The organism is Streptomyces sp. NPDC056486 (genome assembly GCF_042795295.1).
Classification (GTDB): domain Bacteria; phylum Actinomycetota; class Actinomycetes; order Streptomycetales; family Streptomycetaceae; genus Streptomyces.
Genome location: NZ_JBHTSF010000235.1, coordinates 1 through 10959, shown reverse-complemented (window position 1 = coordinate 10959; position 10959 = coordinate 1). Strand labels below are relative to the sequence as shown.

11 protein-coding genes and 1 pseudogene are annotated in these 10959 nt (G+C 66.0%); 2 read left to right on the top strand and 10 right to left on the bottom strand.

Features of this window, described 5'->3' with window-relative positions:
* Nucleotides 1-34: 34 nt before the first annotated feature.
* A complete protein-coding gene (locus tag ACFQ7F_RS43135) occupies nt 35-796 on the bottom strand; it encodes a class I SAM-dependent methyltransferase (RefSeq protein WP_383284247.1) in 762 nt (253 codons plus the stop codon).
* Between the two features lie 104 nt (nt 797-900).
* Between ACFQ7F_RS43135 and ACFQ7F_RS43130 the strand changes: the two genes are divergently transcribed.
* Entirely contained in the window at nt 901-1530 is a 630-nt protein-coding gene (locus ACFQ7F_RS43130) for a CGNR zinc finger domain-containing protein (RefSeq protein WP_383284244.1), read from the top strand.
* Here ACFQ7F_RS43130 and sodX read toward each other — a convergent pair.
* Nucleotides 1434-1874 carry a nickel-type superoxide dismutase maturation protease gene (gene sodX, locus ACFQ7F_RS43125; RefSeq protein WP_383284250.1) on the bottom strand — a complete coding sequence of 147 codons (441 nt, stop codon included), beginning with the start codon at nt 1872-1874 and terminating at the stop codon, nt 1434-1436. The genes ACFQ7F_RS43130 and sodX overlap by 97 nt on opposite strands.
* Nucleotides 1875-2019: 145 nt before the next feature.
* Here sodX and sodN point away from each other — a divergent pair, with 145 nt between their 5' ends.
* Entirely contained in the window at nt 2020-2415 is a 396-nt protein-coding gene (gene sodN / locus ACFQ7F_RS43120) for a superoxide dismutase, Ni (RefSeq protein WP_383284241.1), read from the top strand.
* 7 nt (nt 2416-2422) lie between these two features.
* Here sodN and ACFQ7F_RS43115 read toward each other — a convergent pair.
* The 8 genes and pseudogenes from ACFQ7F_RS43115 to ACFQ7F_RS43080 all read right to left on the bottom strand — a co-directional run.
* Nucleotides 2423-2557: pseudogene (locus ACFQ7F_RS43115) on the bottom strand (site-specific integrase); the annotation flags it as partial.
* A 12-nt stretch (nt 2558-2569) separates the two neighbouring features.
* On the bottom strand, nt 2570-3487 hold the full coding sequence (locus tag ACFQ7F_RS43110; RefSeq protein ID WP_383284237.1) for a M23 family metallopeptidase: 918 nt from the start codon (nt 3485-3487) through the stop codon (nt 2570-2572).
* Between the two features lie 100 nt (nt 3488-3587).
* Entirely contained in the window at nt 3588-4439 is an 852-nt protein-coding gene (locus tag ACFQ7F_RS43105; RefSeq protein ID WP_383284234.1) for a nuclear transport factor 2 family protein, read from the bottom strand.
* Entirely contained in the window at nt 4436-5920 is a 1485-nt protein-coding gene (locus tag ACFQ7F_RS43100) for a phytoene desaturase family protein (protein WP_383284231.1), read from the bottom strand. Before ACFQ7F_RS43100 ends, ACFQ7F_RS43105 begins: the two co-directional genes overlap by 4 nt.
* Entirely contained in the window at nt 5917-7653 is a 1737-nt protein-coding gene (locus tag ACFQ7F_RS43095) for an ABC transporter ATP-binding protein (protein WP_383284228.1), read from the bottom strand. Before ACFQ7F_RS43095 ends, ACFQ7F_RS43100 begins: the two co-directional genes overlap by 4 nt.
* On the bottom strand, nt 7650-8405 hold the full coding sequence (locus ACFQ7F_RS43090) for a class I SAM-dependent methyltransferase (RefSeq protein WP_383284224.1): 756 nt from the start codon (nt 8403-8405) through the stop codon (nt 7650-7652). The genes ACFQ7F_RS43095 and ACFQ7F_RS43090 overlap by 4 nt, the downstream gene beginning before the upstream one ends.
* A 50-nt stretch (nt 8406-8455) precedes the next feature.
* The gene (locus ACFQ7F_RS43085; protein ID WP_383284220.1) at nt 8456-9034 is read right to left on the bottom strand and encodes a hypothetical protein; all 579 of its coding nucleotides are present in this window, start codon (nt 9032-9034) and stop codon (nt 8456-8458) included.
* The coding region (locus ACFQ7F_RS43080; RefSeq protein ID WP_383284216.1) for an alpha/beta fold hydrolase at nt 9031-10959 on the bottom strand (1929 nt) is incomplete at its 5' end. The genes ACFQ7F_RS43080 and ACFQ7F_RS43085, both read right to left, overlap by 4 nt.

Genomic DNA, 10959 nt, shown 5'->3' with positions numbered 1-10959 from the left:
GATCTTGGATCCGTACCGCCCCTTCCTGTTCCCGCTACTTGAGGCCGAGCACCATCGCGTCCGACGGCGACGACCACACCGTCCGCGCCTCGCCGAAGCCCGCGTCGCGCAGCGTCCGCGCGTGCCACTCGGGCGACGGGGTGTCGCCGTCCGCGTGCTCGCCGTAGATCTCGAAACGCTTGGCGGTGGGCCCGGCGAGTACCGGATCCTTGGCGGCGAGCTGCCACCAGTCCTTCCAGTCCAGGGCGCCTTCGGCCTTGGCCTGTTCCATACGGGCGTGCCGCTGGGTCCGGTCGGCCTCGTTCAGACGGGGCGTCGCGGGGTCGGGCATGTGGTCGGCGTTCAGGAAGACACCGCCGTCCCGAACGACTCCCGCGAGCTGGCCGTAGAGGGTGGTGAGGGGGTCACTGTGCAGCCAGTGCAGGGCGGTGGCGGTCAGAACGGCGTCGTACGAGTCGTACGGGAGCTGCGCCGTCCACCGAGGGTCCTTGAGGTCGGCGGTGACGAAGGTGACCCGGTCGTCCCCGGCGAAGGTGCCCTCGGCGATGGCCAGGAGCGCGGGGTCGAGGTCGACGCCCGTACTGACCGCGCTCGGGAACCTCTTGAGCAGCCGGTCCGTAATACTCCCCGTACCGCACGCGAGGTCGAGGACGCGCGGCTCGGATCCGACGACGGCTTCGACCATGTCCAGCATGACGCGGAACCGCTCCTCGCGGTCGGGCAGATACCACTCCTGCTGCCGGTCCCAGCTGTCCTGCCAGGCGCGCCAGTCGGTTGTGGACGCCGTTTCCGTCATCAGAAGCCCTCCAGTACGTAATACGCTCTCGTAATACCCTCGAAGTACGCGCAACCGTTACTCACGCACCTGACGAAGATAGCCCGCCCCGGTAAGGACTACAAGTGGAACTGGCCTATTACTCAGACTACGCAGTACGTCTGGTCAACAGCGAGGAGCCGGGTCGCAACAAGGACACGCTGACGTCGGTCGAGGCGGTCCGTGAGCTGTTCGGAGGCAGTTCGCAGGCGGCACGTCGGGCCACGGACGCCGACGTCACCCGCTTCCGCTCGGTGCGGGCCCGCCTCAGGGCGGTCTTCGAGGCGGCCGACGGCGGCGACGAGACCCTCGCGGTCGACCTCCTGAACTCCCTGCTCCTGGAGTTCCCGGTCAGCCCGCAGATCTCGGGGCACGGCGACCACGACGCCGAGGGCAAGCCGATGTGGCACATGCACCTGGCGGACCACCCGTCGAACGCGACGTCCGGTTACGCCGCGATCTCCGCGATGGGGCTCGCCTTCCACCTCACCGAGCACGGCGTCGACCGGCTCGGCCTGTGCGAGGCAGCACCCTGCCGCAACGCCTATCTCGACACGTCGACAAACCGCTCCCGACGCTACTGCTCGGACCGCTGCGCGACCCGCGCCAATGTCGCCGCCTACCGCGCCCGCAAGCGCTTGGAGACGGAGCGGTCGGCCAGCACGGGCCGCGCGGCCGAGACGGCCCAGCGCAGCAGCGCGAACGGCGAGCGCTGACCGGACGCGAACCGGGGCGGGCGGTAGCGGAACCACACCTTCCCCAGGACGAGTTCCCCGGGCACCGTTCCGTAGTCCGTGCTGTCCCCTCCCGCGTACACGTTGTCCCCGAGCACCCACCAGCCGCCTTCGCGCCGCTCGGCGGCACGCTTGACGACCAACAGGTCCTGCTGGAACGGATGGCGGAGCACCACCACGTCACCCGCTCGGACCCGTGCGCCCCACTGCACCACCAGACGGTCCCCGTGGTACAGCGTCGGCACCATCGACGGGCCGGTCACCTCGGCCGCGCCCAACGGCAGGACGGCCCTTCTTCCTTCGCTCTCCTGCGACAGCTCCGGCATCACCGACACCTCCCCGGTCCTATCCTCCACGAGTCCCAGTCTGGCCCTGGACTTTTGACCTAAGCCCATGGGGGCACTCGCGAAAACACGTCCCTCACGGAGTAATGTCCCACCTGAGAAGACGATCACGAGGAAGGACCGCTGCATGCTTTCCCGCCTGTTTGCCCCCAAGGTAACGGTCAGCGCCCACTGCGACCTGCCCTGCGGCGTGTACGACCCGGCCCAGGCCCGCATCGAGGCGGAGTCGGTCAAGGCCGTCCAGGAGAAGATGGCCGCCAACGACGACGCGCAGTTCCAGACGCGCGCCATCGGCATCAAGGAGCAGCGCGCGGAGCTCGCCAAGCACCACGTGTCCGTGCTCTGGAGCGACTACTTCAAGCCCCCGCACTTCGAGAAGTACCCGGAGCTGCACCAGCTGGTCAACGACACCCTCAAGGCCCTCTCGGCCGCCAAGGGCTCGTCCGACCCGGCCACGGGCCAGAAGGCGCTCGACCTCATCGCCCGGATCGACGAGATCTTCTGGGAGACCAAGAAGGCTTGATCTATGTCTAGGCCGTCTGACCTGCAATTTCGCGGGTCGCATCGCCTACCTGTCCGCACCCGGCCCGCAGGCCGCCGAGAACGGCGTCCATGACGGACCGGGTGCGGTCTTCGTCGCCCGGCCAGAGATGGGCGTAGATCCGGCCTGAACCGGGTTACGGCGCGGCGTAAAGGTCTGGCGGGGTCGTCCCGGACGGGGTCAAGCAGGTGTTGTCGGCTGGTACCCCCTCGTGCTCCTCGCCGTCGTCGTCCCGGTATCGCCAGGTGAAACGCAGGCCACGGGCGCACGTGATGTCCGGGCTGTCCATGAGCTGGAAGTGCAGGTGCGGTTCCGAGGAGTTTCCCGAGTTGCCGCATTCGGCCAGAGTCTGGCCCACGGTCACTCGGTCGCCCACGGTCACCTTTGCTGAATGGCGCCGCAGGTGTGCGAATACCGCGTACACCCCGTCGCCCAATTCGAGGACGATGTGGTTGCCCAGCAGGTGGCGGGGGCTGCCGAGTGAACGCACGAAGCTTTCGATGAGTATGTACAAGAGTCCACCCAGTGAAGACCGCGAAAAGTGGTCCCGTTGGGCGTCCGAGACGGCCACAACACGGGCTTCCGCAGGGGCGAGGAGTGGCTCACCGAACGACGGGTACGACTCGGGGCGTCGCACCACCGGCCACCACCACACGAACTCCGGCGCAGGGCGTAGGGCAAGGTCGATGGCATAGGTTTGCGCCAGGTTGTGGGTGTGGCTGGGCACCTTGGTGCCGGGCCCGTTGCGTGCCATCCAGCGGCCGGTCACCGGCATTTCGAGTCTTAGTGGCGCAGGCTCCTCGGCAGGAGGGCGCTGCCCGAGGGTCATCGCCCAACGCATCAATAGGCCGACGACCAGCAGGGCGACCCCGGTGAACCACAACGGTCCGATGCCCTGTTGGTTGACGAAGATGCACACGGCGCCCACGGCCACCACAGGGCCATGGCGTTTCCAAAGAGACTGCAAAATCGGGCCTTTCACGAAGTGCGCTGTCGGAGAACAGAATTGATCACGGGCATCCTGCAATCCAGGGCCGACAACCGCTCCATCCATATGATGGGGTCCTGTCCGGCGGTGTCGCGGCGGTGTCGAACAGGAACACCTGTCACCCGCGACGGCCGCGCTACCTGCCTGATGTAGACCGGCCGGAGCCCTACGCCGCGCCGTAACCGGGGTCGAGCACGGAGCGGACCAGCTTCACGCGCCCGTCGTCGGTGAACTCACCGAAGGCCAGGATCTCTTGCGGTCGTGACGGCTTCCCGTCCCGGCTCGTGGTGTACCGAGCCGCGAAGCGGTTGCCCTCGCGCAGCGTCTCGTGCACCTCCACCGGATAGGTGTGGCCGCGCTTCCGCCCGTCCTCAAGTGCTTTGAGTACACCGGAGCGCTGCATGAGTTTGCCCCCGACGTGGTGCAGCGCATCCGGAGTGTGGAACTGGTCATGTGCCTCGGCCACAGGGACCTCCGGGTCGTAACCGGCGGTGTAGTACGCCCGCAGATAGTGTGCGGGGTCCTGGGCGGGCGTGGGCTCGGCTCCGGGCTGGGCCGGCGAAACGGGAGCGAGGCCGGGAGCAGGGCGGGCCGCGTCGTCGAAGGGGTCTTCGCCACCCGGCCCGGACCAGCCGGGCCGGCTGGAGGAGAAGCCGATGGTGCTGGCCACTCGCCCGTCCTCCGCCATCTCGGCGAAGAGAGTCACATTCGTGGCGCTCTGCACCTTCCACAGCATGGGTGTGCCGATCGTGTATCGAGCGGCGGCCGCGCGCCCCTCCACGACCACCTCGTGGATGTACAGCTCGTACGGTGCGCCCAGGGAACGCCTGGAGCGGATGTTGCCCAGGATCTTCTTCTGCGACAAGGCGCGTCCGTTGACCCGGTGATCGCCGTCGGGCACGTGGTAGCGCGACCAGACTTCCTCGATGGGGTCGGCACCGTCGAACGCGTCGGCGTGGTACGAGCGGAGGTAGCCGACGAAGTCCTCGGCGGCGGTGGGGTGATGCGTGGTGCTCATGATTCTCTCCTGATCTTCTCGGCGGGCCTGACTCCGCCATGGGGCCCCAGATACGGAACAGCGGTGATGTCGAACTCGCGGCGAAGCGCGGAGAGGGCGGCGAGATGGCCGCACATGCCGTGCACGCTGGGTCCGGGAGGTGTCGAGGCGGAGCACAGATATACGCCGGGCAGAGGGGTGCGGTATGGGTTCCACGCGGGGGTCGGCCGCAGCAGGGACTGTCGGAGCGTGAGTGCCCCCGAGCCGATGTCGCCACCGGGGTAGTTCGGGTTGTACGCCTCATAGTCAACTGCCGCTACACCACGCGCCGCGACGACGGTATCGGCGAAACCGGGAGCGTACCGTTCGATTCGACGGGTGATCAGCGGCACCGGGTCCCTGGTGTCGCCGTTTGGTACGTGGGCATAGGCCCAGACCGGGCGGCGGCCTCCCGCCGCCCGGCCGGGGTCGGTCACGGCCGGGTCGACCAGCAGCACGAATGGTTCCTCGCTCGTCTCTCCCCCAACGGCCGCGTTCTCCGCGGCAAGGGTCTCCGCGCGACTGCCGCCCAGGTGCACGGTGCCGCTCAGCCTCACCTCAGGGTTGGACCAGGGGATGGGCCCCTCGATCAGAAAGTCGGCCTTAGCCGCGCCCGGACCGTAGGTAAAACGGCTCAAGGCCCGGCGGTAGCGTGTCGGCAACCGGCCTCCGGCCAGGGCGAGGAGACCGCGCGGCGTGGTGTCGAGCATGACCACGCGGGCTTCGAGTTCCGCGAGGTTGGTGACCCGGTGGCTGGTGTGGAGCACGCCTCCGTGCGCCCGGAGATCGTCGGCCATGACTTCCGCGATGCGGTGGCTTCCCCCCTGGGGCAGCGGCCAGCCGGTCGCGTGCGCCAGATGCCCGAGCAACATCGCAATGGCCGTGGTAGGCAGACCCGGCAACCTGCCCACCCCGTGCGCCGCGACTCCGGTGATCAGAGCCCGAGCTGCCTCGGTGCGCAGGCCGTTGGTCCGCAGGAGGTGTCCCAACACACGTGTGCCGAGCGTGAGCGGAGCGGCCAAGTCGCGCGGCAAAGACCGCTGGCCGGACAGGAGGAAGTCGGTTACGGCCGATGAGCGCCGCACCAGCGGTTCCATCAGACGACGCCAGTTCTCTCCGTCCGGACCGAGGCGTGCGGCTGTCTCCGCGATGTCGCGGTAGGCAAACGCGGCATCGCCACCGTCCAGTGGATGCGCGTAGGCGATGGGAGGCTGCAGCAGCGCGACGCCGCGGGCCGCGAGGTCGAAGTCCCGGAAGAAGGACGAGGCGGCAGCCATCGGGTGAACGGCCGCGCAGACATCGTGCGAAACATCGGAGTCGAACAATGTCTCGCCGCGCAGGCCGCCACCGATGGTGGCGGCCTGCTCGTGGACGTGCACGGTGAGCCCGGCGCGTGCCAAGGTAACGGCAGCGGCCAGTCCATTTGGGCCGCTGCCGACTACAGCAACGTCGGCGCGAGTCATATCAGGGCGTCCTCGGCGTCGAATTGCTGGTGGGCGAGTCGCCGGTAGACCTCATCGGACTCGACGAGGTCCCGATGAGTGCCGATCGCCCTCACCTGGCCCTCCTCCAACACGATAATGCGGTCCGCCCGCACGATGGTGGACAGCCGGTGCGCGATGGCCAGCACGGCGCATTCCCGGGCAGCTTCGAGCATCGTGTCGCGCAACGCGGCTTCGGTGTCGCTGTCCAGGTGAGCGGTGACCTCGTCCAGCAGAATCACATCCGGCCGTTGCAACAGGGTCCGCGCGATCGCGAGGCGTTGTCGCTGTCCGCCGGACAACCCGGCCCCCCGTTCGCCGAGATCCGTGTCGAGGCCCTCCGGGAGCTCGTCGACGAAGCTGTCCAGGCTGGCAAGCCGTAGCGCACGGGCGACCTCCGCGACATCGGCTGAGGGATTCGCGTACGTCAGATTCTCGCGGATCGTGCCCCGCATCATCGGCGCGTCCTGCTCAACGTAACCGACCAGTGAGCGCAGTTCCCCGAGGCGCAGACCGGTGATGTCACGGCCTCCGATGTGGATCGTTCCGCTGTCAGGGAAAAGGAACCGCTCGATCAGTTGGAACGTCGTCGTCTTACCGGCGCCGGAGGGGCCGACGATAGCGGTAAGGCCCTTACGTGGCAGGGAAAACGAGACGTCCCTGAGGACCGGCGTACTCACGTGGTAAGAGAAGCTGACTTTCTCGAAGCGGACCGCGGATGCCGACTTCGCGGCTGTCTCTTCCGTCTGCCGATCCGCAATGCCCTCATCCGGTTCCTCTTCCTCCTGAGGAATAGACCCCAACTCCAGCACACGCTGTATCGCCGCGCGACCCTGCTGAGTCTGGCTGATCGACATGAAGAGCATCACCAAGGGCGATACCAAGTAGAACAAGTACATGACGAACGAGGTGAGGTCGGCCGGCGGCATGGCCCCGGTCGCCACCCGGGCCATGCCCCAGGAAATGACGACTGCCAACGAAAGCTGTGTTCCGACGTTCATCGTCGGGGTGAGCAGTGAGCTGAACCCGGTGACCCGGGTCCCGCTGCGCCGAGCCCTTTCAGCCAGCCGCGCCAACTCCTCGGTCTCCCGCTCCTCGGCACGCGACGCCTTCACCGTGGTGAGAGCCCCCAGTACCCGTTGCAGCCCCGAGCCGAACGCACCGACGTTCTCCCGGTTCTTCATGGCAGCGACGCGCACCTGACGGGCCAGCAGAAGCGCGACACCACTGGCTAGGCCGAGGCAGCCGACCGTGGCGAGCAGCAGCCTCCAGTCGAGCCTGGCCATCAGGATGAGGCCACCGACCACCATGAACACGGAGGTAACCATTTGCGCCAGGGCTTGCGCGATGACCAGGCAAGCGATGGAGGTGTCGGACACCGTACGAGAGAAGACGTCGCCGTGTTTGAGGCGTGAGAAGTGCGGAATCTGGCTGCGCAGCAGTCGGCCGCCCAGGATCCGACGGACGTCGAACACGATGCTCTCGCCGGCCCGGCCGATCACGTAGGTATGTCCGGCGCTCATGGCCGCGTCCGCGAGGAAGAAGAGAGCGATGAACGTGATGGGCCAGACGATCGACTTGTCCAGAGAGACTGCCTCGATCAATTGCCCCAGCATCCAGGGCTGAGCGAGCGTGGCTGCTGCACCGACCAGGCCCATGCCGATGCCTGCGATCAGCAGGGCCCGATGGTGGCGGACTATCTCCCAGAGGTTCATGTCTGCTTGGTGTAGGACGCTACGAACAAGCCCGCCTCGGGGACGTACTCGGTCTGCTGCCAGTCGCTGTAGTGCCCTTCAGGCCGCAGACCGGCGTCCTGCGCGTAGACATCCACTTCCTCAGGAGTGAGCAGGCGTGCGATCTCGGTGCCGATGCGGTGGGTGCCGTCCGACTCGAACCAAATCGTGGACACCTGCCAGATCCTATTTTCCATGAGGAGCGTGGCGTGCATCTGGATGCCTGTGTTCGGTTCGGGGTAAGGCACGAATATGGTCGTCCGCTGCCTGCCCTCATGCTGGGCGACGATTCCCGGGCGGTTATGCGTCTCGACCAGCAATCTGCCTCCGGGCAACAGGTGTTCCGCAGCGCGGGCGATGGTCTCTCGCTGTTCTGCGGGATCAAGGACAAGTGCCAGCGTGGAACATACGCAATAGATCAGGCCGTACTTCCGACCTCCGTTGTAGGTCCGAATGTCCCCGAGTTCTGCAGTGACCTCACCTTCCTCTGCCTTCTTCTCCAGAGTCGTGAGCATCTCCTGTGAGGAGTCCACACCGGTGACCGGACCGACACGGCGCGATAGCGGCAACGCAATTCGACCTGTGCCTACACCGAGTTCCAACGTGCCCTGGAGCGGATCTGGGTGATATCCGACGAGGGCCTCTACGGTGGTCTGCGCCGCGGCATCGTTCTGGAATATGCGGTCGTACCAGCTCTCGAACTGCCTGCCGTAGCCTATGTCCGCGATGGGCACGGGCGCTCCTATCTTGTTGCGGTGGCCCCTATAGCCGGGGGGGCTCTGTTTCAGACGGCGCCCAGAAAGGCCGGCGGAGCCGATTTCATCGGCAGATAGGTGGAGACGTACAGGACCTCGGGGTCCTCGCTCTCGTCATGTCCGGCAGCGCGCACCACCGAGAACTGGAAACCCCGTACGTCGGATGCGTTCGGCGCATTCCGAATCTGTCTCTTGATGAACTCGGCCAGGACCTTGAAGGGCGGCGCACCGGTCGGATCACTACCCTTGGCGATGCTTTTCAGGATGGCACTGCATATGTCGAAAACGGCTTTTTCTCTACGGCGAGATGAGAACCAGAACGCCTGGATCGCTTTGCGATTCGTGATGAGGTCCAGTTCGACCCACGGGGATGTCTGCCGGTTCTCGTCAAGGGTGCGGTAGAGGTAGTGGTAGTCGTGCGTCGCTGGGTTGGGCGCAAAGAACTTCCAGTTCGGCACGAGGGAGAAAACGTCTCTTGACCGTGCGATCTCGAAAGCGGGATGCGGATGCTGAGCGGCCAGTGTCGTCACCAGCAGAGTGGCGCCGGCGAAGCGCGTCACTGCGCCCGGTCCTGTGAATGCCTCTTTCAGGAGGGAAGTCGTATTCATTTGCTTTCGCTCTCCTTTCCGGAGGAACTTGCGTCCGTTTCCCGGACGGTCGACGAAATCGGCGAAGTGCAATGCTGTTGCACGAAATCGGCGATGAGCTCCGTTGCGGTTCGCGTGTGGCGCGCGTCGGTCAGGATCGTGTCGTGGCTACCGCGCTCCACCACGGTGACCTGCCCGTACTGATCTGCCGCTTCGTGGGATCGGACGATGTCGTGGAACATCAGCAACTGCTCGGGATCGGTGTCCACCGTCTTCTGTGCGGCGATGACCAGTCCGGGGACCGGCACGGGCTCCAGGGTTCCGGTGTAGGTCTCGAGCTCCTCGCGAATGACCTCCCACTCCCGGGCCGCCGCAGTCCACAACCGTGAGTCGGCGTAGTGGGCGAACGCCTTCTTTCGGTAGGCATGGGGCAGGTCGTCCACCCAGTCGGGAGACGAGATCAAGGCACCGAAACCCAACTTCGTCCAGAGGCTCATCTGCTCCAAGGAGTCAGTGAGGACCTCAGTGCCCTTCCTTTGCTTGGGAGACCGCTTCAGCTGCGCGGGGTGCGTGGGGTCCAGGTAGACGACGCCAACCACTTTGTCGCCGAGCTGCGTTAGGGCCCGACGGTTGAACTCCGCACCCATGGAATGCCCGACCAGTACCACCTTGCGGTCTACCGGTAGGGCCTGGCGGATGAGGTCCTCAAGGTCGTTCACCGATTCCTGCGTGGTGTAGGCGGCATCCCTCAGCCGTTTGCTGGGGCCGTAGCCCGCCCGGGCGTAAGTCACCGACGCGTAGCCGAGGTCGAGGGCGAGTCGCTCGACCATCCACGCGAAGTGTTCGGTGGTCGAGGCGAGGCCGTGGTTGAAGACCAGAACCGGACGGTCGGCGTGATCCTGTCCGCCGGCGTCGTACGTCAGCACGTTGCCGCTCCGCGTGGTGACGGTACGAGACGTCGGCCACCCGGCCACTACCCGGGAGCGCCTCTGCGTCGCCAGCACCGCTGTCCCGCTGACACCGGCGGCCAGCAGCACCAGCGCAGCCTTGACCATCCTGTCGTCCCGGTCGGCGACCACGGACAACGTTCGCGGCGCGGTGGTGTACGCCACCATGGGGTGCATCGCGGGGAACGCGGTCATGAACCTGCCCAACCCCATGACGAAAGCGTTGGCCACGTGAAAGCTGCCTGCGGCGCCGAGCATCGGCCGAGTCAACCTGCCGCCGGCCAGATAGATGACCGGGAAAAGGCATTCCATCGCCAATACCGCGTGCTGTGTGACCTTGCTGGTGCGAGGGTAACGCTGCGTCAGGCGGTACGCGCGCTCCGATCCATAAGTTCGCGTACGCAGCACACCGGGCAGAGCCGATCCGTCACGCCACTGAGTCCCGGCCAACTTCGCCCAGCCTGACGTCGCGTACGACATGTTGGCCTGGATCGCCAGATACCACATAAGGGCATCCTTGACCTGCGGGCTGTCCGACAGCCGGGCAAGGCCCGTTACCGCCTGAACCTGTGTGGTGACCTGGTCCGCACCGTCCGATCCGTATCGGTGGCGGGCCTGTAGCACGCAAGTGGTCGCACCGAGGAAGAGGTTGCCTGCCGCTCGCCACTTGCCATTGCCGGGCAGGAGCATTCCAAGGCTGCATGCGACGCGCGTGGCATGGAGCGCCATGGTGGTCTTCCTGCCGCTCACGGCATTCGTCATCTTCTGGATGGCCGGAACCGCGCTTTCCGGCGACTTCTTCATGATGTCCCAGTCGTTTAGACCACCGGGCTCAAGATTCCGGCGCTGACTGATATATTCCAGAGAGGAAGAAAGACTGGAAAGGGCCGCGAGGCGCTCAGAAATACCTATCGCGCGATCCCTGGACATCGGAATCGGCGAAAACAACGAAGCGGCGAGTTTCTTTGTCAGCTGCATGCCGAAAGCTTTCTCCATACT